25 protein-coding genes are annotated in these 24330 nt (G+C 49.4%); 19 read left to right on the top strand and 6 right to left on the bottom strand.

Annotated elements, in window-relative coordinates; genetic code table 11:
- Positions 1–14: 14 nt before the first annotated feature.
- Entirely contained in the window at positions 15–722 is a 708-nt protein-coding gene (locus AB4875_RS01180) for an OmpA family protein (protein WP_368374201.1), read from the top strand.
- A 236-nt stretch (positions 723–958) separates the two neighbouring features.
- Positions 959–2503, top strand: coding sequence for an OmpA family protein (locus AB4875_RS01175; RefSeq protein WP_368374200.1), 1545 nt, complete (start codon positions 959–961; stop codon positions 2501–2503).
- A gap of 105 nt (positions 2504–2608) precedes the next feature.
- Here the strand turns inward: AB4875_RS01175 and AB4875_RS01170 are convergent, their stop codons facing one another.
- The gene (locus AB4875_RS01170) at positions 2609–3205 is read right to left on the bottom strand and encodes a DUF938 domain-containing protein (RefSeq protein WP_368374199.1); all 597 of its coding nucleotides are present in this window, start codon (positions 3203–3205) and stop codon (positions 2609–2611) included.
- A 90-nt stretch (positions 3206–3295) separates the two neighbouring features.
- Here AB4875_RS01170 and AB4875_RS01165 point away from each other — a divergent pair, with 90 nt between their 5' ends.
- Positions 3296–3754 carry an EVE domain-containing protein gene (locus AB4875_RS01165; RefSeq protein ID WP_368374198.1) on the top strand — a complete coding sequence of 153 codons (459 nt, stop codon included), beginning with the start codon at positions 3296–3298 and terminating at the stop codon, positions 3752–3754.
- A gap of 19 nt (positions 3755–3773) precedes the next feature.
- On the opposite strand, the gene yaaA is transcribed toward AB4875_RS01165, so the two are convergent.
- The 3 genes from yaaA to AB4875_RS01150 all read right to left on the bottom strand — a co-directional run bounded on the left by yaaA (position 3774) and on the right by AB4875_RS01150 (position 5861).
- Positions 3774–4550 (bottom strand): peroxide stress protein YaaA, encoded by a 777-nt coding sequence (gene yaaA, locus AB4875_RS01160; protein ID WP_368374197.1) that lies wholly within the window; start codon positions 4548–4550, stop codon positions 3774–3776.
- A 64-nt stretch (positions 4551–4614) separates the two neighbouring features.
- Positions 4615–5118, bottom strand: a complete 504-nt coding sequence (locus tag AB4875_RS01155) for a DUF4265 domain-containing protein (protein WP_368374196.1) — start codon at positions 5116–5118, stop codon at positions 4615–4617.
- A gap of 95 nt (positions 5119–5213) precedes the next feature.
- Positions 5214–5861 carry a hypothetical protein gene (locus AB4875_RS01150; protein WP_368374195.1) on the bottom strand — a complete coding sequence of 216 codons (648 nt, stop codon included), beginning with the start codon at positions 5859–5861 and terminating at the stop codon, positions 5214–5216.
- Positions 5862–5929: 68 nt separating this feature from the next.
- Here AB4875_RS01150 and AB4875_RS01145 point away from each other — a divergent pair, with 68 nt between their 5' ends.
- The 4 genes from AB4875_RS01145 to AB4875_RS01130 all read left to right on the top strand — a co-directional run bounded on the left by AB4875_RS01145 (position 5930) and on the right by AB4875_RS01130 (position 9220).
- A complete protein-coding gene (locus AB4875_RS01145; protein WP_368374194.1) occupies positions 5930–6448 on the top strand; it encodes a TRAP transporter small permease subunit in 519 nt (172 codons plus the stop codon).
- On the top strand, positions 6438–7811 hold the full coding sequence (locus tag AB4875_RS01140) for a TRAP transporter large permease (protein ID WP_368374193.1): 1374 nt from the start codon (positions 6438–6440) through the stop codon (positions 7809–7811). Before AB4875_RS01145 ends, AB4875_RS01140 begins: the two co-directional genes overlap by 11 nt.
- Positions 7812–7891: 80 nt before the next feature.
- The gene (locus AB4875_RS01135) at positions 7892–8281 is read left to right on the top strand and encodes an acyl-CoA thioesterase (protein ID WP_368374192.1); all 390 of its coding nucleotides are present in this window, start codon (positions 7892–7894) and stop codon (positions 8279–8281) included.
- An 84-nt stretch (positions 8282–8365) separates the two neighbouring features.
- A complete protein-coding gene (locus tag AB4875_RS01130; RefSeq protein WP_368374191.1) occupies positions 8366–9220 on the top strand; it encodes an SDR family oxidoreductase in 855 nt (284 codons plus the stop codon).
- Between the two features lie 16 nt (positions 9221–9236).
- Here AB4875_RS01130 and AB4875_RS01125 read toward each other — a convergent pair whose 3' ends face one another.
- Positions 9237–10373: a TRAP transporter substrate-binding protein gene (locus tag AB4875_RS01125; protein ID WP_368374190.1), complete on the bottom strand. Its 1137-nt coding sequence runs from the start codon at positions 10371–10373 to the stop codon at positions 9237–9239.
- Between the two features lie 16 nt (positions 10374–10389).
- On the bottom strand, positions 10390–12561 hold the full coding sequence (gene uvrD, locus AB4875_RS01120) for a DNA helicase II (RefSeq protein ID WP_368374189.1): 2172 nt from the start codon (positions 12559–12561) through the stop codon (positions 10390–10392).
- Between the two features lie 107 nt (positions 12562–12668).
- Here uvrD and AB4875_RS01115 point away from each other — a divergent pair, with 107 nt between their 5' ends.
- The 12 genes from AB4875_RS01115 to AB4875_RS01060 all read left to right on the top strand — a co-directional run bounded on the left by AB4875_RS01115 (position 12669) and on the right by AB4875_RS01060 (position 24326).
- On the top strand, positions 12669–13562 hold the full coding sequence (locus AB4875_RS01115) for a MurR/RpiR family transcriptional regulator (RefSeq protein WP_368374188.1): 894 nt from the start codon (positions 12669–12671) through the stop codon (positions 13560–13562).
- A 177-nt stretch (positions 13563–13739) separates the two neighbouring features.
- The gene (locus AB4875_RS01110; RefSeq protein WP_368374187.1) at positions 13740–15170 is read left to right on the top strand and encodes a COG3014 family protein; all 1431 of its coding nucleotides are present in this window, start codon (positions 13740–13742) and stop codon (positions 15168–15170) included.
- Between the two features lie 12 nt (positions 15171–15182).
- Complete coding sequence (locus AB4875_RS01105) at positions 15183–15569, top strand: DUF1425 domain-containing protein (RefSeq protein ID WP_368374186.1); 387 nt, start codon at positions 15183–15185, stop codon at positions 15567–15569.
- A 14-nt stretch (positions 15570–15583) separates the two neighbouring features.
- A complete protein-coding gene (gene lpoB, locus AB4875_RS01100; RefSeq protein ID WP_368374185.1) occupies positions 15584–16186 on the top strand; it encodes a penicillin-binding protein activator LpoB in 603 nt (200 codons plus the stop codon).
- A 9-nt stretch (positions 16187–16195) separates the two neighbouring features.
- Positions 16196–17545, top strand: coding sequence for a hypothetical protein (locus AB4875_RS01095; protein ID WP_368374184.1), 1350 nt, complete (start codon positions 16196–16198; stop codon positions 17543–17545).
- A 5-nt stretch (positions 17546–17550) separates the two neighbouring features.
- Positions 17551–18801, top strand: coding sequence for a CsgG/HfaB family protein (locus AB4875_RS01090; RefSeq protein WP_368374183.1), 1251 nt, complete (start codon positions 17551–17553; stop codon positions 18799–18801).
- Between the two features lie 17 nt (positions 18802–18818).
- Positions 18819–19436, top strand: coding sequence for an outer membrane beta-barrel protein (locus tag AB4875_RS01085; RefSeq protein WP_368374182.1), 618 nt, complete (start codon positions 18819–18821; stop codon positions 19434–19436).
- Positions 19437–19762: 326 nt separating this feature from the next.
- Positions 19763–20521, top strand: coding sequence for a thermostable hemolysin (locus AB4875_RS01080; RefSeq protein ID WP_368374181.1), 759 nt, complete (start codon positions 19763–19765; stop codon positions 20519–20521).
- On the top strand, positions 20514–22106 hold the full coding sequence (locus tag AB4875_RS01075) for an AMP-binding protein (protein ID WP_368374180.1): 1593 nt from the start codon (positions 20514–20516) through the stop codon (positions 22104–22106). Before AB4875_RS01080 ends, AB4875_RS01075 begins: the two co-directional genes overlap by 8 nt.
- A gap of 3 nt (positions 22107–22109) precedes the next feature.
- Positions 22110–22781, top strand: coding sequence for an iron-containing redox enzyme family protein (locus AB4875_RS01070; protein ID WP_368374179.1), 672 nt, complete (start codon positions 22110–22112; stop codon positions 22779–22781).
- Positions 22782–22809: 28 nt separating this feature from the next.
- Positions 22810–23628: an SDR family oxidoreductase gene (locus AB4875_RS01065; protein WP_368374178.1), complete on the top strand. Its 819-nt coding sequence runs from the start codon at positions 22810–22812 to the stop codon at positions 23626–23628.
- Between the two features lie 11 nt (positions 23629–23639).
- Positions 23640–24326, top strand: a complete 687-nt coding sequence (locus tag AB4875_RS01060; RefSeq protein WP_368374177.1) for a tetratricopeptide repeat protein — start codon at positions 23640–23642, stop codon at positions 24324–24326.
- Positions 24327–24330 lie beyond the last annotated feature (4 nt).

Genomic DNA, 24330 nt, shown 5'->3' with positions numbered 1-24330 from the left:
TGGGAAAGACAATATTGAAAGTATCTTTTACAAGCGTGTTGGCGTTCTTCCTATTAGCAATGTTTTTGTCGGGGTGTGCCGTTGCTCCAGTGTCGCCAATGGATAGCGATGGAGACGGCGTTGCCGACACCGAGGATAGATGTCCGGCGACAAATAGCGATTTAGGTGTTGATCGCTACGGCTGCGCAGACAGTGATAGCGACGGTATCATCGATACCGTCGATCGCTGCCCGGCAACCCCACTCGACAACGCCGTAGATCAATTTGGCTGCTTAGATAGTGATAACGACGGGGTTAAGAATGGCGAGGATCAATGTCCTCGTACGAGGGCTGGCGAGCGCGTAATGCACAATGGATGCTCTGCCCGGCAAGCGGTCAGCTTAGAAAGCGTGCGGTTTGACTATGGTGGCATCGAGATATCAGCTGAAGCGCGTGAGCGCTTGTCTCGTGTTGCAGAGGTATTGAGACTTTCTCCCCAATACCGCATAGCCCTGCAGGGGCATAGTGATAGCAGCGGTTCAGCGAATTTCAATTATCGATTGTCGCGGCATAGGGCGAATGCGGTGATGGCGGTGTTGTTAGAGCTGGGTGTTCCCTCGGCACGTATCGAAATCCAAGCCTACGGCGCGGCAATGCCAATTGCAGATAATAATACTGAACACGGTCGCGCGCTTAATCGTCGAGTTGCCCTGCGCGTGATTCGAGCGGGGTCCTCAAAATAGCCTGCCATTGGCGCTTATCTGCGCAGGCATTTCGTCACTACTACCATCAAGCACCGCTTTACTACTTACCCTAGAGCGGTTAGCATTTCGCGGCTTTCAAATGTTAAGCTGTACGCAGTTTGAATAAAAAATTACGCAATTATTGTGCGCAATGCCTTAAAGTGTGTTTTAAGGTTCGAGTTGACGTGGTAATTTGCGCTTTATAAGAAATAACTTAAATGATTCAGGGGATGTTTATGAGCAAGCAATGGAAGACTGCTCTTGCTGCCGGTGTGATTTTGGCATCAGCAGCGGGTGCGGCTATGGCTGAAGCCGAAAAGGAAAAAGGTTACTACGTTGGTGGTAATGCTTTTTATAATGAAGTTTTTGACGCAGACGGCACAGTATCAACGACTGCTGCTGGCGGCATTCCAGTTTTGGGTGGGATTCCGGTTATCGGTGATCTGCTTAACGGTTTGTTGGGCGGCGGCGCAGGCGGTAGTGCCAATATCGAAGCTAGTTACGATAAAGATTTTAGCTACGGCGCAACCTTTGGTTATAAGTTTGAAAGCCCATACCGCGTAGAATTTGAATATCGTCAGGGCGAAAATGATATCGACAGCGTAAGTGGCGCCGGTGTCTCTTCTTCTAGCAATGGTTCGCTGGAAGTGACCTCGATGATGGGTAACTTATGGTACGACTTCTCTGCCGGTGAGCGTCTGCGCCCTTACGTCGGTTTTGGTTTGGGTCAAGCTAACCTAGATTTTGGTGACGCTGATGATGACGTCCTTATTGGGCAGTTAGGTGCCGGTGTTACTTTCTACTTGACTCCGCGCTTGGCGCTTGATGCCGGTTACCGTTACAGCATGTCAGAGGACGCCAGTTATACATCAGGCGCCGTTGAAACTGAGATTGAATACAGCGCACAAAGTGTTTTGCTTGGTTTGCGTTATAACTTCTTCGACGCGCAATACGGCGTAAAAGATGCTGATGGCGACGGCGTTTCTGACGAAATGGACCAGTGCCCAGGCACGCCTCTTGGCGTTCAAGTTGACAGCGTAGGCTGCCCACTTGATGGTGATAACGACGGCGTTGCTGATTATCTTGATCAGTGCCCGAACACTCCTGCAGGCGCAGAAGTAAATGCGGTTGGTTGTCCCTTAGATGGTGATGGCGACGGCGTTGTAGACGCAGACGATGCATGCCCTGACACCCCGGCTGGTGAAGCGGTAATGTCTAATGGCTGTGCACAGGATCAGGCTGTAATTTTGCGCGGTGTTAACTTTGAGCTGAATAGCGCTAAGCTGACCATGAACGCAGAAACTATCTTGAACGATGTTGCGGCAACCTTAAACAGCTCACCTGGCTTCAATGTTGAGCTGCAAGGTCATACCGACAGCACGGGCAGCGCTAGCTACAATATGAACCTTTCGCAAAACCGTGCTAAGTCAGTGAAAAACTACTTAGTTGGCAGTGGTGTTGGCAGTAATCGTCTGACGGCCACTGGCTACGGCGAAGAGCAGCCTATTGCTAGCAACGATACCAAAGACGGCCGTGCAGAAAACCGCCGTGTTGAGCTTAAGGTATTGGGTAGCGATGCGGCGATGGTTGCTGAGCCAATGGTGTACGAAGAGCCTATGCTTGAAGACACCATGATGGACGAGCCAATGGTCGAAGAAGCGGCTATGATGGACGAGCCAATGGTTGAAGACGCGGCAGCTGAAGAGATGATGATGGATGAGCCTGCTTCGGAAGAAGAGTATCAGCCATATGAAATGTCTGAGGACGAGATGGATTACTAAGTTGCGAATACGCAGTTAGCACCGTCTTAGAAAAAACCCGGTCTAGGCCGGGTTTTTTTATGCCTGTATTTTTTCCAATATCAGATTTGGAATTTAATGGCTTGCTTACCAAGCTTTGCGCTTCCAGATAAGTAGCTGGTTATTTGCTGGCATATCATGATCTGCCAGCAAGCTTAATCCAGCCTGGCGAGCGAGGGAATCGATCCTTTCAAAGTCGCGTATCCCACTCGCACTGCTGTTGTGTTTTAACCACAGATCAAAGTCAGCATTGCTGGCAGAAGTGAATTTTCCTTGATACTTAAAGGGGCCATAAATACATAGCAGCCCTGTGGGCGTTAGATGTGTATTCACTTTGCTAAAGAATAACTCCACCTCCGTCCAGGCCATAATATGGAGGGTATTGGCGGAGAAAATGGCGTCGTATTGTTGAGTCGGCCACGCGGCATCGTGAACGTCTAATGTCAGCGGAGCTGGCAGCGTGGTATTGCTGAGCCAGCTGCGTATACCTGCTATATTTTCACTGCGGTCACTGCATTGCCAAATTAATTGGGGCATATTAGCGCCAAAATACACGCCATGCTGGCCCGTCCCACTGCCGATTTCTAAGACATTACGGCATTCTTGTAACGCCGGTTTTAAATGATTTAATATCGCTTGTTTATTGTTTTCGCATGCCTGTGAGAAGGGCTTAGCATCGATCATAGTAGGGTCGCCAAAATTGCGCACCACCGGGTCGATGGCGAATAGTCCGTATAGGGAAGTCAGTTTAGCGTTTATGAGGGGAGTGCAACAATGGCCTATTGGTTGATGAAATCCGAGCCAGATACCTTCAGTTTGGAGGATTTGCGCAGTCGCCCTAATAGCACTGAGCACTGGGATGGTGTTCGTAATTACCAGGCGAGGAATATGATGCGTGACCAGATGAAGTGTGGTGATAAGGTCTTTTTTTATCACTCGTCTTGTCCGGTACCTGGTATTGCCGGCATTGCCAAGGTGGTTAAAGAGGCCTACCCCGACGCCAGTGCGCAAAATCCTGAGTCGCGTTACTACGATCCTAAGGCGAGTGCAGACAATCCCCGCTGGTTTATGGTGGATGTAAAATTTGAACGCAAATTTAAGCGCTTATTGCCATTAGCCGAATTAAAAGCGGCGCCGGCCTTGGGCAGCATGGCTTTGCTTAGGAAGGGCAACCGCCTATCTATAATGGCGGTGAGCAAGGACGAGTGGCAGCAAATTTTGGCGATGGTTTAAGTGCCTAGACCTCGCCGGCTTAGACGGCCGCATCTCTCAAAAACACCCATTCTCTTGCGGTAGACTGCTCTGAACTGAAGTAATAGCCCTCGCTATCAAAAGCCTTTAACTGTTCGACATCCGAGATACGCTTTTTAATAATATAGGCAGCCATCAGGCCCCGGGCTCTCTTCGCATAGAAACTAATAATTTTATACTTGTCGTTTTTATAGTCTTTGAATACTGGGGTGATGATGTCTGCTTTTAGCGCTTTTGGTTTAACGGCGCTAAAGTACTCGTTTGACGCGAGGTTCACTAAAATCTGCGAATCGATTTCCGTCAGTTGCTTGTTCAGCGCCTGAGTTATCTCGGTATCCCAAAATTCGTATAAATTCTTACCATTTTTATTTTCAAAGCGAGTGCCCATTTCCAGCCTGTAGGGCTGTATTAAATCTAGGGGTCTCAGCAAGCCATAGAGACCGGAAAGAATGCGCAAATGCTGTTGCGCAAAGTCGAAATCATCGCGGGCAAAGCTGTCTGCATTTAAGCCAGTGTAAACGTCACCACGAAATGCCAGTACAGCTGCCTTGGCATTATCTGGCGTAAATGGCCGCGACCAATTCATAAACCGACGGTGATTTAAGTCGCCAAGCTTAGGGCTGATCTTCATCAGTGCCGAAATATCGTCGGGGTTGAGCTTTTGCAATTGTGAGATCAGCGTCTCTGAGCGCTCTAAAAAATCGTTCTGAGTGAATAGCTCGGTGTGTGAGGCATTCTCAAAGTCTAAAGTTTTTGCCGGAGATATTACGAGTAACATAGGGCTTTCCTATTAGGCCTGTTCACAATCTTGTTTGCTTGCAGCTAAACGCAGAGAGCGTGGCTTAGGCTTTTAGTAAATCTTGCCACCAATTCAGAGCTTCGCCGCTGTCGGGATCGTAGACATTGCCGTAGTTCCAACTCGCCGCTTCACCGTTAATCCATTTACCCATAAGTTGTTCAATGCTGCTAAATCCTACGCCGAAATGGATGCTGTAGACCAAGGCGCGTTCAGTTTTTATGTCTAGGCAGCCGGCTAATTTTTCAATTTCTGCGGTGAGCTGCATTTCCAAGGCTTCATTGGGTTCACGCAAAAAAACCCGAATTGATAGACTGCCGCCGCGCTCAACTACGATAAAGCGGCCGCGCGAATCTGCATTGAGATTGATACTGTCTAATGCCGCTAAACCGCGCACGAACAGTGGCGACTTCAGTAAACGAAAATCGCCACTATTCTGGAGTGGCGTGGCAAGTACCTTCTCAAAAATAGGCTGATTATTTACTGGATGGGTGCCGGCGTATAACTCCAGCAGTGTTTCCTGATCGGCAAAGGGCGCGTTGTCTGTCATAGGTATTCGTGTGCTACTTAGCGATTCGATGTGTTGGTGGACAATGATACCGATTTTATCTGCCCACCGCACGGCGGGCTTTATAGTGTGGGTATTTACTGGCCTGGAAATTGGATGCCAATCGGGGGCGGGGTATAAAAGTCCTGGGACTGTGTTTTGTGTCCAATGCTGAGTAATTTAAAGCCGCCTTCGATTTGTAAAACGCCAGAGTCTGCTTGGCCTTTAAATGCGTCTTCCAAGGCCAGAAGCTTATTGCCGCGCTCGTTTTTCATTGAGCTGGCAAAGCGGCGAAAAAAGTGGCGTAGACCGTCGCTGGCTTTCGCTACATCTTTGTGGTCGGTGAGGACGGCAAGGAATTCAGCGCGACCGTCGCTGGCAGTGTAAACTCTACCTTTTATACCGGCTACATCACTGAATTGACCTGTGGGTCTTAGGCTCACCGCCGTAGAATCAGGTATATGCGCGGCTTGCCCTTGTTGCGAGCCGTTGATGATGTCACCTATTTGATCCACGCTCATGACGACTCGGGCGCCACCTTGCTGCAGCACGGCAATAGCTTGGTCGCCATTGATGATGGAGTAGCCAAGCTGACCGCGATCTACGCGAATATGTTGATCGTCGCGGTAACTAAGAACGAGAGTTTCTTTACCCATGGCATAGCGAGCGACAATGTCTGCCACTGCGCCGCCAGCGTGTAATGTAGCGGTAAAACCGAGCATAGTAAGAATAATAATAGAACGCATGGTGTCTCCTTGGCATCTGAGCCCACAGAATAGCTATAATGTGCAGCTAATTTAGGGATACCAAAATAGTGAAGCAGTGTGTTTGTTTAATAGATAGTGTGACCGAGCGACTTGGACGCCTACTCGCGTGGTTAATTCCCTTAATGATGCTCGGCACTGCTGCCGTGGTTATCATGCGCTATGGCTTTGGTCAGGGAATGACGGCCTTGCAAGAGTCGGTCACTTACTTCCACGGCACTGTCTTTATGCTCGGCGCGGCCTACACATTAAAGCATGGCGGTCATGTGCGGGTGGATATTTTTTATCATCGTTTCTCAGCTCGTACCAAGGCTTGGGTAGACAGTATAGGCAGTATCGTTTTCTTGCTGCCGCTTTGTGGCTTAATCTTAATTACCAGTTGGGATTTTGCCGATAATGCCTGGGCGATACGAGAAACCTCGGTGGAGCCGGGCGGCTTGCCCTTTGTCTATCTCTTAAAATCATTATTGCCACTGATGGCAATTAATCTTGGTCTACAAGGTATCGCCGAGTTGCTGCGCAATGCCATGATCTTGATCAGTCCGGAGCTCGACGCCCATGCTGATTGAGTTTCTACCTCTGCTCATGTTTGTCGTCATCTGCTTGGTTATCATGCTTGGCTATCCGGTGGCATTCAGTCTGGCTGGCACCGCCATGCTTTTTGCCGGCATTGGCATTAGTATTGGTCATTTTGATGCGTCATTTCTGGAGGCCCTGTCGGCGCGACTATACGGCACCATTACTAACGTCACCCTGATCGCCGTTCCCCTCTTCGTCTTAATGGGGGTATTGCTGGAAAAGAGCCGTCTGGCAGAAGAGTTACTTAGCAATATGGCGGCCTTATTTGGTCGCCGTCGTGGTGGCTTAGGGTTCTCGGTAATTCTGGTGGGAATGTTGCTGGCTGCCAGTACCGGAATTGTCGGGGCAACTGTTGTCACCATGGGCTTAATGTCGCTACCCACTATGTTGAAGCGTGGTTATGACCCGAGCTTAGCGACCGGCACTATTTGTGCGACCGGTACCTTGGGACAAATTATTCCACCGTCTATTGCCCTCGTTCTACTGGGGGACACCTTGTCTAGTGCATATCAGCAGGCGCAGCTTGACCTAGGAGTGTTTAGTCCTAAAACGCTTTCGGTAGGTGATTTATTTATTGGCGCGCTGGTGCCAGGTTTAATATTGGTTGTGCTCTATTTGTTGTATATGGGCTTTGTCGCCATGCGTCAGCCAGAGCGAGCGCCGGCAGCCACAGATATTGAGCCACCGCCATTAAGCGCCTTACTTAAAGGCCTTCTTCCCCCCATTGTTTTAATTTTTACTGTGCTGGGTTCTATATTGGTGGGCGCGGCCACGCCAACCGAGGCCGCCGGGGTGGGCGCACTGGGCGCCACTTTGATGGCTGTTGCAAAAGGTAAGTTGAACTTGGCGCTCATGGGCGAGGTCTCGCGAGAAACCCTGAAAGTGACCTGCATGGTCTTTATGATTTTAATTGGCGCTGCGGTGTTTTCTTTGGTGTTCCGTGGTTTTGGCGGAGACGCCCTAATCGAACATTTCTTTGCGCAGCTTCCTGGCGGGGTGATCACTGCCACATTCATCGTAATGCTAGTTATATTTTTTCTGGGCTTTATTCTCGATTTTATTGAAATTACCTTTGTAGTGGTGCCCATTGTTGGGCCAATCCTACTGGCTATGGGTGTAGATCCTATCTGGCTGGGAATTATGATTGCACTGAATTTGCAAACGTCATTTTTGACGCCGCCATTTGGTTTCGCCTTGTTTTATTTGCGCGGCGTGGCACCGCCATCGGTCACTACCGCAGATATCTATAGAGGGGTTATACCGTATATCGGGCTGCAATTACTTATGTTAGCTTTGTTGGCGTTTTGGCCTTCGTTAGCAACGTGGTTGCCGGCTTTTGTGCGCGGTCAGTAATGACGCTGAAATATTGACAATACACCTAAGCACACGTTAACTATGCGTGTTTTACTAATTCCTTGAAGAGATTACTTATTATGCGTGACATTGACGACACGCCCAAACCCACAGGGCAATTAGCCCTACAAACAGTGGCCATGCCGGCGGATACTAATCCCAGCGGCGATATCTTTGGTGGCTGGTTAATGTCGCAAATGGACCTCGCGGGCAGTATTACTGCATCGCGTCGCGCCGGCGGTCGAGTCGCAACGGTTGCCGTAGATGCGATGGCGTTTATGACGCCGGTGCGGGTTGGTGCCGTTGTTACCTGCTATACCGAAATTCTTGATGTTGGCCGCAGTTCTATTCGTGTTCGTGTTGAAGTATGGATTACTAGCGTTCATCAGGACGAGCCAGCGAAAGTAACCGAAGGCGAGTTTGTCTTTGTTGCGATTGATGGCAACGGTCGTACTCGCATAGTAGATTAACCTACCGCCTGCTGCAGAAAGACGATATAAAAGCACCTTAAAAAGACGCAGACTGCGAGCTCGCGACAATAAGGGAGAATAATAATGTCGATGCTCAATAAAGTCTGTTTAATCACTGGCGCAACCAGCGGAATTGGCCAAGCAACTGCTTTGGCCTTGGCTGCCCAAGGTGCCGAATTGTTTGTGGTGTGCCGCAATGCTCAAAAGGGTGAAGCCCTATTATCTGAAATCAGCAGCCGATATCCTGGCTGCGTCGTGACTCTTTTACTTGCGGACTTAGGCTGTCTGGCGGATATTCGCCGAGTCGCTCAGCAATTTTTAGATACCGGCAAGCCGCTACATTTATTGATGAACAATGCGGGGGTGGTGAATACTCATCGCAAGCTCAGTAGTGATGGTATTGAAGAAACCTTTGCAGTTAATCATTTAGCCTATGTTTTGCTTACCGAGTTATTGCGCGAGCGCATAGTGCAGAGCGCACCTGCGCGCATCGTGAGTGTGGCGTCGGCGGCCTACCTCTTTGTTAAAGGTGTGCAATTCGACGACTTAGAATTTGTGAATACACCGTATAAAACGTTTAAGGTCTACGGTCATTCAAAGCTGTGCAATATATTGTGGACGCGTCATCTTGCCAAGCAACTAGACGGCACTGGAGTCACTGTTAATTGTGTGCACCCGGGGCCGGTGAATACCGGGTTGGGGCATCAAGATCACGCGATGATTGGGAAAATTATTGGCTTAATATTGAAGCCATTTTTCCGCACGCCTATGCAGGGCGCGGCAACCTCTATTTTTGTTGCCACCTCGCCAAGCCTAGATACTGTGAGTGGCGAATATTTTTCAGATAGCAAAGTAAAGCCCGTCAAGGCCAGGGCAAAGGATGACGACAGCGCCGAGCGTTTGTGGCAGGTGAGTAAGGATTATTTAAAAATCGCGTAAGCTACTTTATTACTGCCTATAGGTCCCGCGCATTAATGTAGGCCTGTTCAGAAATATGATGGTATTCCTTGGCGGCCTCCATAAAGCTTTTCCAGCTGGTATACACTTTGTGGGTCATGGGGTCGCTATTTCCCAGCTCTTCTAAATATTCGTCAGAGGCTTTGTGAAGCCCGCGAATAACATCGTCGGGTAGCTTGCGTAGCTGCACACCATGAGTATCAACCAGTTGGTGTAAAGCGGCATTATTGCGTGCAGTGTATTCATCTAGCATGTCAGCATTGGCATAGCGCGCAGCTGTTTCCACCATGGCTTTCAAGTCTTCTGGCAGTGCTTCAAAGGCTTGCTTATTAATAATGAGTTCCAGAGTAGAGCCGGGTTCATGCCAGCCTGGATAGTAATAATATTTTGCTACTTCATGAAAGCCAAAGGCGAGATCGTTATAGGGCGCAACCCATTCAGTGGCATCGATGACACCGGTTTGCAATGACGTATAAAGCTCGCCGCCGGGCAGTGTAACCGAGGTGCCACCGAGGCGATTCCAGACTTCGCCACCGGAGCCGGGTATGCGCATCTTTAGGCCTTTTACGTCAGCTATTGAATTAATTTCCTTGTTAAACCAGCCAGCCATTTGGACGCCGGTATTGCCGCCGGCCATGGGTATTAAATTGAAGGGAGCATAGGCTTCACGCCATAACTCCAAGCCGCCGCCGTGGTATAGCCAGCCGTTCATCTCCTGCGCGGTCATGCCAAAAGGGACAGCGGTAAAAAAGATTGATGAGGGTAATTTACCTTTCCAGTAATACGCGGCGCCGTGACCCGCTTCGGCACTGCCGGTAGACACCGCATCAAAAACACCTAGAGCGGGGACGAGCTCGCCGGCGCCATAGACTTTTATTTGTAGACGACCTCGGCTCATTTTATTGACCATCGCCGCAAATTTTTCAGGCGCGGTGCCGAGTCCGGGAAACCCCTTTGGCCAGGTGGTGACTAATTTCCAATGAAAAACTTGCTGGCCGGCTGCGCTGCGTTCCTGTTGTTGGACGCTGTGATCTTTGCTGCGCTCACCCACATATAGCCAACTCATGGCAATCAATGCGGCGATCAGCGCCAAGATAACAAGCGGTGAGTAATTGGCTTTCGTCGCCTGATTCATTATTATTTTTCCTGTCTTACAAAGCCTGTAAATTGGCGTACTGCAGCACTAACCACTTACTGCCTTCGTCCTCAAAATTAACCTGTACCCTTGCGCTGGCACCTTGACCTTCAAAACTAATAACTACGCCGGCACCAAAAATACTGTGTAATACCCGCTGTCCTAAACCGAAGCCGATGGAGCTCGCGGCGGCTTGCTGTGAGCTGGTTGTGCTTTGCGCATAGCTACTGGGTCGGGTAACGGTATTATTAATGCGTACTTCATCAATGAGTTCATTGGGGATTTCGCGTACAAAGCGCGACAGACTATTAAAGCTTTCTTGACCGTGCAGGCGGCGTGACTCTGCGTAGCTTAAGTACAATTTGCGCTCAGCGCGGGTGATACCAACGTAGGCTAGGCGCCGCTCCTCTTCCAGCCGCTCGGGGTCATCCATCGACATTTTATGGGGGAAGAGATTCTCTTCTACACCGACAATAAATACCGCAGGGAACTCGAGGCCCTTGGCCGAATGCAGGGTCATTAATTGCACGCTGTCTTCGTGTTCGTCGGCTTGTTGATCGCCGGCATCTAGTGCCGCTTGATCAAGGAAGGCACGCAGAGGTTCAGTCTCGTCGTCATCGGCGCTGTAGCCGCGGGCGGCGGTAATCAGTTCTTGTAGGTTTTCTACTCTCGCCTGAGCTTTTTCGCCTTTTTCTTTTTCGTGAAAGGCGATTAGACCTGAGCGATCGATGGCAATGCTAACCTGCTCGTCCAATGGCAAATCTTGGCACTCGCCGGCTAGCTCTTCAATTAGTGACAAAAACCCTCGCAGGGCATTGCCCGCGCGGGCAGTCAGGAGCCCGTTTTCCATCACTGCAACTGCAGAACGCCATAGCGATAATTGATGTTCGCGCGCATATTCCCGCAGTATTTCTACGGTGCGATTGCCAATGCCACGGGTGGGCGTATTGATCACGCGCTCAATCGCGGTGTCGTCGTCGCGCAATGCAATAATGCGTAAATAGGCGAGGGCATTTTTAATTTCTAAGCGGTCATAAAAACGCTGGCCGCCATAGATGCGATAGGGCACACCGGCGCGAACTAAATACTCTTCCAGTACCCGAGATTGGGCGTTACTGCGGTAAAGCACGCCAATATCACTGCGACGGTAGTCATCGCGCAGCAGCTCATCAATGCGATCGGTAACAAAGCGCGCTTCATCCTGCTCGTTAAAGGCCGCAAACAAGGCGATCTTGTCGCCGTCTTCACCTTCGGTCCAGAGCTCTTTGCCTAGGCGCTGACTGTTATTGGCGATCAGCGCATTGGCTGCCTTAAGGATGTTATTCGTCGAGCGGTAATTCTGCTCTAGGCGCACAATTTGGGTATTGGCAATATCTTTAGAGAACTGTTGAATATTCTCGATGCGCGCACCGCGCCAGCCGTAAATAGACTGGTCGTCGTCACCCACGGCGGTCATGGCCATGCCCTTGCTACTCAGCAGGCGCAGCCACGCGTATTGCACCGCGTTGGTATCTTGAAACTCGTCCACGAGAACATGTTTAAAGCGCTGTTGGTAGTGGTCGAGAATCGCGGGATTGTCGCGCCACAGTTCCAGTGCCCGCAGCAGTAACTCGGCGAAGTCGATAACGCCCTGCTGGCGACAGACTTCCTCGTAGCGGCGATAGACCTTAAGCATGGTGGATAAATACAGATCGCCACCAAAATCATCAATATGGGCGGCGCGACGGCCCTCGTCTTTGTGGCCGTTAATAAAATACTGGGATTGGCGCGGTGGCCAGCGACTGTCATCTAGCTCTAGCTCGCGATGGATACGTTTTAGCTGACGAAATTGGTCGTCACTGTCTAGAATTTGAAAGTTGTCTGGCAAGCCAGCTTCGCTGGCGTGGGCTTTGAGCAAGCGATGAGCCAGGCCGTGGAATGTTCCTACCCACATGCCGTGGTTTAAATTGCCGCCCATTAGAGCTTCAATTCGGCCGCGCATTTCGCGGGCGGCTTTATTGGTAAAGGTCACCGCTAGAATGCTGTAGGTAGAAAGGCCTTCGACCTTAATCTTCCACGCTATGCGGTGAACCAATACCCGAGTTTTGCCGCTTCCGGCGCCCGCCAGTACCAGCGTGCCGGTGCTATCGGCGGTGACTGCGTCACGCTGCGCGTCGTTGAGATCATCAAGAATATAAGATACGTCCATGGCGCCATATTCTACTGGGAATAGGCGGCGCTGGCACCGCTAATCTCAACTGAGTACTAATTTGATTGCCCCTAAAGCCCAATATCTGCATCCTGCGTTACAATGAAATGCGAGATACCAATAATAGTCAGCCGGTGGACAGTAATTTGAGACCCAGAAATATCATCCGCGCCATTGAATCCTGTCATGAAAAAATGCGTCGATCTGAACGTAAGGTGGCGGACTACATTCTGGCAAATCGCAAAGAAGTGATTCACATGCGCATTGTGGATCTTGCGCAAGAAGCTCACGTCAGCGAGCCAACGGTAGTGCGCTTTTGCCGCGCGGTGGGTTGCGACGGCTTTCAGAACTTTAAAGTCGCGCTGGCCCAGCACATTGCTCACAGCCCAGAATACGAAGAATTTAGCTTTGGCGACGAAGACTCGGCCCGCCAATACACCTTTAAAGTGTTCGACTCCACCATGGAGGCGCTGAAAAAAGTGCGCGACAGCATCGAGGTCGCGGCTATCGAGCGGGCTGTGGAGCTGCTGAGTAATGCGCGCCGTGTTGAGCTATATGGCTTTGGCGCCTCGGCGGCGGTGGCCACTGATGCCCAACACAATCTGTTCCGCCTACAAATATCTGCCAGTGCCTATTCCGACCCACATGTGCAGGCGATGTCGGCGATGTCGTTAACACCCCAAGATGTGGTGATAGTGATATCGCAATCTGGTCGCACTCGCGCCTTGCTGGATGCAATAACATTGGCAAAGCAAAATGGGGCGCCAGTTATTGCACTGGCCCCCAGTAGCTCGCCGGTAACAGCCGCCGCAGATCTTGCCATATACATCGACGTAGATGCTGACGAGGGCGACTACACGCCACTGCCTTCGCGCCTAGCGCATATGGCGGTCTTAGATATTTTGGCAGTGGGAATATCGCGCAGCAAAGCAGGTGTTCGCGATCATTTAAAAGCCATCGAGAAAGGTTTGCAGGTACTGCGTACGGATATTAAAGAGTGAGTATCCGCTATCGATTGGCGTACTATTAAATGGTGGCAAGAGGCATTACTAAGTGAAATTAGTTTATTTTTACTTTAAAAGAGTGGAAATATCTACAAAAGCTGGTTAACTTACGGCTTCAAGGAAGAGCTCGCGACAAGAAGTTGCGCATAATAAAATCTCATGGAGTGAGAATCGGTGAAAGGATTTCAACCGTATTTAATAGTTACTCAAAAAATTGTACGCCGCTTCACTGTCACCGTTGCATTCAGTCTCTTTGCAACCGGTTGCGCTACTTATCAAACCTCAGATTCGGTTAAAAGTATGGATCTCCGCTATCAAGCTGGAGATTATACTTTGCTTGCGGAATCGATTGAGCAAGAGCTCAATCTCCTCGATTCAGAAACAGGAGAGTTAGCCACCGTAACCCCCAGTGGTAATATTCTATTGCATTTGGAAGCTGCGGAAAGTTGGCGATTAACCGGAAACAAAGAACGAGCCATAGAACATTACGACGTAATCGAAACCCTCTTTAAAGATGAGGATACCGAAGGCTATGGGAAAAAAATAGCTGAAAGTATCGGATCCGCGTTTGTCAACGATGGTGTACGTTCTTACGAGCCTCCGCCGGCTGAACGTATACTCACCAATTTCTATAAAGCATTATCATTTTGGTCATCTGGAGAGCTTGATAATGCGCGCGTTGAATTCAATCGTGCTAATGAGCGAGCTCGTATAGCCGTCGAGCGCTATCAAAAAATGATAGAAAAGGAGCAGGCGAAAAGCGAAGAAAATAGTAGCAACAAGAAGAACCTACATTCAGATGGCGTACAAAATGCACTTTCTCAAAATTTTCCGAATATTGAATACTGGGAAGTGTTTGACAGTTTTGTAAATCCAGCAGTCGCCTATATTAATTCCATATTTTTAGCCCAGGGCCCCGGCGCAGACATAGAGAAAGCCGAAACGCTATTGCAACGAGTTAGCGGCATGATCGGCGATAACGACATAATCAATGAGGATTTATTGAGTCTTCGTCAGTATGGTCGACTATCGAATGGCCACCCCCAGCGGTGGATTATTTTTGAAAGCGGCCTTAGCCCAGTGTATGGAGAAAAGAAGTTTTCAATACCTTGGATAACATCAAATGCACTTATTCAAGTAACCGTAGCGCTGCCCGAGTTGATTGACCGGCCCAGCGGCATGGTAGTGAACGGTGTAGCAATAGACAATCAAGCTATAGAATTATTACCATTCGCCAGGATGGATATGGTCATGCGAACGGAATTTAAGAAGCGATGGCCGGCCACCGTATCTCGTGCAGTGATTTCTGCAGCTACAAAAGCGGTTCTTCAAGATCAAATGGGACGAAAGTTTGGCGTACTAGGAAACCTCGCCGGAACGGTTTACGCAAATGCGAGTGCTTCCGCAGACACGCGCGGTTGGCATGCTATGCCAGAGCAATGGTCATTGGCAAAAGTCCCGGCCCTTCAAGAAGTGTCTTTACGAGTGCCATATGGAAATGGCGAGTATAAAGAAATCATGTTGCCAGCAAATCAGAATGCCTTGATTTATATAAAGCAACCGACTCCGTACGCTGCACCTCTAGTTGAATTATTTTACTTATAAAAGGAATATTCGGTGAAAAGAATAATTACGCTTCCTCTTACGATCTTTGTAATCTTTGCACTGCAAGCTTGTGGATTAGTAAAGCCACAGGAAAGCACACTGCCATCTTGGGCTGCGCACATATCCTATGAGGGTCGCTATCTCAATGTATTAGACGTTCGGGATTGGGTCGATGACAAAAAGGGCATGAAGGTTATGTTGCGCGCCGAATCAAGTGCAATGACAGACCTTAGAATTTCCTTTCGCGTTAACTGGTATACGGCTGATGGCCAACCAATCCAAACTGTGCTTGGGAAATGGCAGGAACGAGTTGTTTCGCCCGGCCAAACTATAGAGCTTGTGCAGGTTTCTCCAGGACCTCGTGCGGCGGACTATCGATTTGAAATCATTGAAAAATAAATTGAGGGCTTAAAATGAACAAAATTATTTCGACGTGCATATTGGCAATCGCACTGACCGGATGTGCTAGTGGTGTACAAATTGTCGACACCAATAATGATACTGCTGAAAGTGTAATGGGGCTGGAGTATCGCGACTTTGAAAAGGCCGCCAGTGAGTCGGTCCAATCCATGCTGGCAACTGGAGCCGTAACAAACCCTAACGGTGGTCGCTATGTCCTAGCTATAAGTCGAATGATAAACGACACCATGCAGCGTATTGATACCGATCAACTGGTCAAAAAAATACGTATTGAACTACTTAACTCCGGCAAGGTTGTGGTAACGACAGCTGTAGGCTTGAACGGCCCCGAGGATCAGATGACGATGGCTGCACGCGAATTGCGCGGCAACGGAGAATTCAACCAAAGTCGAGTCGCCGCAAAAGGGCAATTACAAGCTCCCGATCTATCCTTGTCTGGAAAAATTCTTCAGCGGAATCACAATATGTCGCGCGGCAAACAACAAGTTGAGTATTTCTTCCAACTTACACTAACCGATATAAACAGTGGATTAGCAATTTGGGAAGGCGAAACGCCAATTATAAAACGTGGCTCCGCAAGCACAGTAAGCTGGTAGGAACTCTTAATGATCAACGTAACTAAGATAAGTTTAGGCTTTGCGTTAAGCGTAATACTGGGAGCATCTGCCGCGTCAGCTGCGCAATTGACGATAGACGACAACACGTCTCTCTTTGACGCCATAGAAGACTATCAGTTTCAAATGGAATCGCAACTTTTAGCGCGCGGTAAAAAATACCATATGGCATACGGTATTGCGGGTATAGCAGGTGCTCAGGGCACGACGGCCTACGTTACCAGTGTTAACACTGCCTACCAGTTTGCACTAGCGCAGGCATACGCCCAACTAGCTAGCGAGCTGGGTGCAGAAATGATTTCAGCAGAAACCAGCGTCAACGTAACCAGTACAGGTGGGCCAGCAGAGGCCTTAGTTGCGGATTGTGAGCAGCAGCATAAAACAGCGCAAGAGAGCGCTAAAGCCGACGAGTCACTTATGGATGTTGTTAAAGGCGCAATTCGCTCATTCACTAGTACTGATCAAGAAAAGGCCGAAAAATCTAAGCTGGAGTCCGTGATCAACTGCACATCCACAACAGATCGACGACTGATAACCGATGTTGTTTCTCGCTCAGTGAATGATTCATTTTCTGGCGCTAGAATTGTGCAATCGGTAATTCACCAAGGACAACTTGGCATTATTATCGGGCTATCTGCTGAAACTGCAGAAGTCGCTGGTATTTTAAGTGCGCAACAATCTAGCGCAACGACCAATCTCGGCGCTAAAACAGAAATTCAAAAGTGGGTGCGCGCTCAGCTTGATGCGCAAACGGGATCAGTATTAGGACTCGTCGGCTCCCGAATGACTAAGCTGTCTAACGGTGAATGGGCTATTGTCGGTTTCGGAATCGCACCGGCAAGCGAGCCGTCTTCATCAAATGTCATGAATAGTAGTCGAATGCAGTCAGAGCGGAAAATATCGGAAACCAATGCCATTCGAGAACTAGCAAGGTTTTCAAATATGGCAGTGGCGCATAAGGTGGATCAGTCAACTAAAGACGATACACATGCCTACGTACAAAAACATATTGAAGATGGCAATACGAGTGTTAGTCAATTGCAAAAGAATGTGATTATGAGCCAGTTGACGCAAGCCTATAATACCCAGACTACATTGCGTTTAAAGGGCGCATCAAAAATATACGCGAAAAAATACTCAGATGACGGATCTGGCGTAGGCTTTTACCTTACTGCCTATGCATGGAGCCCCAGCATGCTTTCTGCTGCTCAGCAATTTCGGCAAGAGAGCAGCTCAGCATTTGATAAAGGCAACTCAACCAGTGGGAATCTAAGTGCGCCTAGCCAAGGTAAGGCAGTCGGTAACACGCAATCTGCACCGGTGATAAGCGAAGATTGGTAGATATTATGCAAAGTATACTTAAAAAATTGACGCTAAGCCTAAGCGCTTTTGCGGTGTGTTTGTTATTACCTTTGTCATTACATGCGCAACCAACTGGCACGCGGCAGGTAGAGGTAGAGGCCAGCGGTTTTGGTGGAACACAAGAGGAGGCGATACGCTCAGGATTAGCCGCAGCGGTTTCGCAAGTGAACGGAACTTCACTGCAAGCCGATCAAGTTACAGCAAGCAGCAATGTCACCGGCGCTGTAAGTAATAAAGAGGGCGTAAGTGAAGAAGTAGACGTCACTCTTTCAGCGTCAATATCAGCACGTACCCAAACCAGTGGTAATATTCATAGCTATGACGTGCTTTCCCTTACTAAAATTGAATCTGGCTACGAAGCAAAATTACGTGTTCGTGTTTATCGCTATGACACCCCGGCGTCTTCTGCACGAAAACGTATGGCGTTGCTTCAAACAAAGGCGAAAAGCGCTAAGTATTTTGTTTTTCGGAGCTACTCCGGATCAGACCTTGCCGACTTGGTCACCACAGCAATGGAGCAAGAGCTAGTACAAACACGGAAATTTGCTGTGTTAAGTAGAGATAACCTTGCGGAAATTAGCGCTGAACTAAATTTAATTTCTTCTGAAGCTACATCCCGTGAAGAAAAAGCAAAGCTAGGACGTATGCTCGGCGCAGACTTTTTGTTAATACCTGAGATTGTCAATGCGACAGGGTCAACTCAGAGCAAGATCATTAAAATAACAGGACAAACCGAAACATGGTCCGCCGGCAATATTGTGGTTGGCGTCAAAGTAATTGCCGTCGCAACGGGTGAAGTTAAGTATGCAGAGCAATATCGCGCATCAACTACGGCAGAGAACAGTCGTGGCCTGATTTCTAGTGTCGCAAAAAATGCGGTTACAGATATTGTTGAGAAAATATACCCGAAGCGAATAATTAAAGCTTCATCCTCCGGCGTAATCATTAACGCAGGCGGACGATCGATAAATGTAGGTCAAAGATATAATGTATTTCGGCCGGGCGAAGTTTTGTTTGATCCCTATACAGGTGAATCACTAGGTTCAGAAGAGACATTGGTCGGGACTATTTCAGTTAGCAAAGTGCTGCCAAAAATGTCACACGCTATAAAAATTACTGGTGGTGATTTTGAGCCGGGAATGATACTTCGTCCGACGGCAACACCCGCGTCTAAACCAAAAGCTCCAAGCCTAGTAAAAAAACCTGTGTCAGGTATAGCACTTCCCTTTGACTAATTAATAGGTAGAAAACCATGATGAAAGCAAAAAATATTATAAGCGCGGTAGTGCTTGCGGTCTGTTCTATGACGTCTAATGCTGACCAGTCCGCCGGTTATTTAATAGCTCAAGTATTACTGTCCGACTATGATGTTTCAGAGAATGAAATGCGCGGATCTTTAGATGATGGCAGCTTAACTTCATTTGATTTCGATAACGAGGGGGAGGGCTTTGCCTTCGGTTTGGGCTATCGCTTCACAAATAATTTGGCGATTGAAGGTGGGTATATTGATTTAGGTGAAGTCACCAGCGACGGTAATTCTAATGGCACCTTCTTCTACGCGCCAGGGAGGGTTCAGTCATCAATTGAAACCGATGGTGTTTTTGCCGGATTTCTATTTTCGCAAGCTCTTTCACCAGGTTTTGCATTAACCGCACGATTGGGGTTTCTAAGCTGGGACTCCGAATTTTCGATCAGCGATTCCAGCGGTGGGGCGAGCGGTGACGATGACGGAAGGGATGCTTACTTTGGGTTCGGCGCTGCATTTAATGCCAGCCCAGCCTTTCAAATTACGGCAACTTTTGACCGTTATCAACTAGATGATGTGGATGTCGATGTTATTGGCCTAGGCGCTAAAATGTTCTTTCGATAGCCTTTTAATCAAAAATAGATGTTTCTATATACGCCGCTTATTAGCGGCGTAATTTCTCGACGGCACGATACCATCCCCTTGCGGTAATGCTCACCCGCGCTCCATTCAATCTAGGCACCCGCCCTGCTCGAATAAAGACCTTGCGGTTATTAACACCTCCCCTGATGAGCGGACTCTATCTCCTGTGATTCTCGGGTTGTAGGTCTGTTTCTGGATACCGCAAGCGGTCTGAGCCGCTTATTCAATGGGCCCGATTTCTTTCAAATTATTGACAGCAAGCTAATTTCCTTAAGTTTCTCTTAACGATAGGCCTTTACGCTACAAGCATGAAATTTCCATGTGAGGGCATAAAGATGCATTCGACTCAGATTAACGCGGTTACCCAGGGATTCCGTGGCGCTGTATATACCAATCCTCAACTCAATGAGGCGCTGGATATGTCGCCGAGATTAAGTATTGTGAATCGCCACGCGCCAGAGCGTGCCGAGCTTGAGACCTATATTGCTAACAAATTCTCCGCCAGTTATGGCGCCAAGTTACGTGAGTTTCTGCCTTTTCTACTATTGATGCGGGCAGGTCCTGGTATTGCGGGTGTTCTCGGAATGCGTCGCGGTATTCATGGTCACGCCTTGTTCGTCGAGCAGTATATGGAGAAGCCCGCCGAGATATTGCTGGGGGATATCCTCGGTAGATCGGTGGAGCGCAGCAGTCTGGTAGAGATAGGTAATTTGGTGTCTACTTGGCGCGGCAGCAGTCAGATGCTGTTTATTGCCCTCGCCTCATTGATTTGCCGCGCTGATGCCGAATGGGCGGTATTTACCGCAACACCAGAAGTACAGAAATTACTGCGCCGCCTGCGAGTGGAGCAATACACCCTTTGCGAGGCCAATGGTGAGCGCCTAGGTGTGCAGTTGGCTGATTGGGGTAGTTACTACGACACTCGGCCAGCAGTGGTCGCAGTTAATGCCCGCAATGCAATTGAGATTTTTGCCAAGCAGCCGATGACGGCCATGTTACTTAGCACCTGCGATTCGCAGCTGTCAGAAGGTAATCATAGCCAAGGTTTGCGAGCGCTGTATGAGTAAGATCATTGCGGTGCTGCGCAAGTTTGCCTCAGAGTCTAGTGATCGCACCGCGCTTCACGGTGACGTCAGCTCTGTAAGCTACCGTGAGATGCTGGCAGCAATAGATGCTATTGCCGCAGAGCTTGGGGCGCAGGGTATAGAGCGCGTCGGTCTGGCGGCCGACAATGGCCCAGAGTGGATTATTGTGGATTTAGCGTGCCAGTGTGCCGGTGTACCCCTTATTCCGCTGCCGGCTTTCTTTACGCCTCAGCAGTTAAGTCACGCGGTTGATAGCAGTGGCGTAGACGCGCTATTCAGTGATCAGGGCGGGTTTGGCGTAACTGGCAAGACTTTATTTGGGAGTCGTTTTTTAGAGAGGTCCCAGCCATTTTCTGGCTTATCGACGATTAAGGCTTATCGCGTCATGCCAGCGGCAATAGATCGGGTGCCACTACCTTATGACACCGCAAAAATTACCTATACCTCCGGCTCTACCGGTAATCCCAAGGGAGTGTGTCTTTCCGTAGCGGCCCAATATGCAACAGCGACGGCTCTTAATGATGCATTAAAGGCGATGCCACTTAGTCGGCATCTCGCGGTTTTACCATTGGCGACCCTCCTCGAAAACGTTGCCGGTGTTTATAGCGCGCTATTGCGTGGTGCCGAAGTCATGCTACCAAGCTTGGCTACGCTGGGCTGGTCTGGAAGCTCCGGTTTGGATATTCAGGGCTTGGCGTCAATATTAACCATCACCAAGCCCGATAGCGCGGTGTTGCTGCCGCAAATTTTAAAAGGCTTGATCGCGTGCCGTGATGAGGGTCAGTGGCAGGCACCGTCTAGCCTGCAGTTTCTCGCTGTTGGCGGGGCGCGGGTGGCTCCGGAATTGATTGCGCGGGCGCGCTTATTTGGGCTGCCGGTGTATGAAGGCTACGGTCTATCGGAGTGTGGATCAGTGGTCTGTGTGAATTCCCCTGGCGCCGATAAGCCGGGGTCTGCGGGCAAGGTATTACCTCATTGTAGTGTCAGAATTGTGGATGGCGAAGTGATGGTTGCCGGCAATGCCTATCAAGGCTACTTGCAGTTAGATACTGGCGCACCGGAACGTGCCGAGGTCGTAACCGGCGATTTAGGTGAGCTCGATGATGATGGTTTTTTATGGCTCCGTGGCCGAAGTAAAAACCTGTTGGTAAGTAGCTACGGACGCAATATATCGCCGGAGTGGCCAGAGAGTGAGTTGTCGGCGCTCCCTAGTATTCTTCAATGTATGGTGATCGGCGATGCGCAACCATATTGCGGCGCCTTTATTTATCCAGCCGCCGGTCTCAGCCGCGAGCAAATTAACCGTGAAATTAGTCGCTGCAACGCCGTATTACCCGACTATGCACAGATTCGTCGCTGGGTCGCTTTACCCAAACCATTTACCACCGCGGATGGTCTTTTAACCGCCAATGGTCGTCTGCGTCGTCAGGATATTTTGGCGCACTACGACGATTTAGTAACAGCGTGCTTCAGCGATGTGATTGATCCTCAATCCGTCAATTTAACATTAGCAATATCTTCATCCACTGCCGCAGACATCGCGGACATCGACTTAGTTAGGGAGTAAGCAATGGGATTTTACGAGCAACTTCAAACAGACACGACTGCCGCTAGAGAGTCTTTATACACCATTGATTTTATTCAGCGCGGTGTCGCAGGCGCTTTAAGCTTGAACGATTACATCGCCTTTTTAACCCAGGCCTACCATCACGTAAAACACACCGTGCCTCTATTAATGGCCTGCGGCGGCCGTCTAGATGGACAGCATGAGTGGCTGCGCAACGCCGTTGCCGAGTATATCGAAGAGGAGCTTGGTCATCAGGAGTGGATACTAAACGATATTGCCGCCTGTGGTGGTGATGCCGAATTAGTTCGCAATAGTCGTCCCGCTCCAGCTACTGAGCTGATGGTGTCTTACGCTTACGACATGATTAACCGGGTTAATCCGCTGGGTTTTTTCGGGATGGTACAGGTACTTGAAGGTACCAGTATCGCGATTGCCGATAGCGCCGCAGAGGCTATTCGCGGCAGCTTGGGTTTGCCAAAGCGCGCGTTCACTTATCTCACTTCCCATGGCGCATTGGATGTTGAGCATGTTGAGTTTTTCAAGGGCTTGATGAATCGCATAGAAAACGAGGCTGATCAGGCGCAAATTACTCACAGCGCCACTATGTTCTATAGTCTATATGGCGATATATTCCGCGAGCTAGGGCATAGCGCCGATATTAAAGACGCTGCATGAGCATAATGAGTGACAAGGGGAAAAGTCAATGACAGCGTTAACAATTGTGCTGACTGGTGCATGTGGTGGTATTGGCCGCGCGATGGCTGTCGCCTTTGCATCGGCGGGTCATAACTTAGTATTAGTGGGCCGAAGTGCCGAGGCCCTAGCTGAGTTGAGAGACGGCTTAGCCAGATCGCGAAGTCATCGCTATGTGGTCGCAGACCTAGCCTCGGCGGCAGCTATTGTTGAGCTGTGTGCGGACATTGCTGATGGTCCGGCCATCGACGTGCTGGTAAATAATGCAGGGGTATCATCGTTTGGCCTGTTAGCGTACACCAGCGACGCGTTAATGGAACAGATGCTACAGTTAAATATGCTGGCGCCAATGCGCCTGTGCAGAGAACTCATGCCCTTGTTACTGCGCAGTCAAAATGCAGCGGTGATCAATGTCGGTTCTAGTTTTGGGGGTATTGGCTTCGCGGGTTTTACGGCGTATTGCGCCAGCAAGTTTGGCTTGCGGGGCTTTACAGAGGCACTGCAGCGAGAATTTGCTAATAAGCCGCTGGCGGTGCACTACTTGGCGCCTAGAGCGGTAAAGACCGCTATGAACTCAGACAAAGTGGTGGCCATGAATACCGAACTGGGTAACGCGGCCGATGAACCAGAAGTGGTGGCAGAAGCGGCACTTAAGCTCCTGACGTGCCGCAACAGCAGTAATCGTTATTTGGGGTGGCCAGAGCGGTTTTTTGTCCGTCTTAATGCTTTATTTCCGGCAGTGGTATCCGGAGCGCTGAAAAAACAGTTGGCGATTATTCTACGCTATGCCAAACCGTCGCTCATTAGTGATAGCTTGCCCATCAAATAGGATAGCTATTGATGAAAAAAATGACTGGTGCTTATACCCTAGCAATGCTGTTATTGATGGGAGCCTCGCCGGGGTTTTGTAATGACGTCGAAGTGAGCAGTTCAGAAGCCGTTATCCAGCTTATGCCGTCTGCCGGCGTTGCCGAACTGCAGACAGCATGGGCGCAGGCTCAGTATCCCGCAGATAAGAAGTCGCAGGAGAAGGACTTCGATGTTTTGCTAGAGCGGGCAAATAGCCTCGTGCAGGCGTCGCCAGCTGATCCGGACCTTTATGTTTGGCGAGGCATAATTAAAGCAAGCTATGCCGGCGTCAAAGGTGGTTTAGGCGCGCTGGGCTTGGTAAAAGAAGCTAAAGTCGATTTAGAGCATGCTATAGCATTAGGGGGCGGTTCACTGCAGGCTGCAGCGCGCACCAGTCTCGGCTCCTTGTATTTTCAAGTTCCACCGTGGCCAATTGCCTTTGGCAGTGATAAAAAGGCCGAGGCCTACTTACTTGAAGGTTTGGCCATGGCGCCAGCTGATATTGATAGTAATTATTTTTACGCGCTGTATTTATTAGATCAGCGCGAATTCGGTAAGGCGCGGCAGTATTTAGAGCTGGCGCACGCTGCGCCAAGGCGTATCGGACGAGCTTACGCAGACCAAGAACGTCGTCGAGAAGTGCTGGAATTAATTACCGAACAACAAAAACGAAAATGACTTA

Origin of the sequence: Zhongshania sp. R06B22, from assembly GCF_040892595.1 — a bacterium.
GTDB classification, from domain to species: domain Bacteria; phylum Pseudomonadota; class Gammaproteobacteria; order Pseudomonadales; family Spongiibacteraceae; genus Spongiibacter; species Spongiibacter arctica.
The sequence above is the reverse complement of the archived record's forward strand: the minus strand, read 5'-3'. Positions and strand labels throughout refer to the sequence as shown.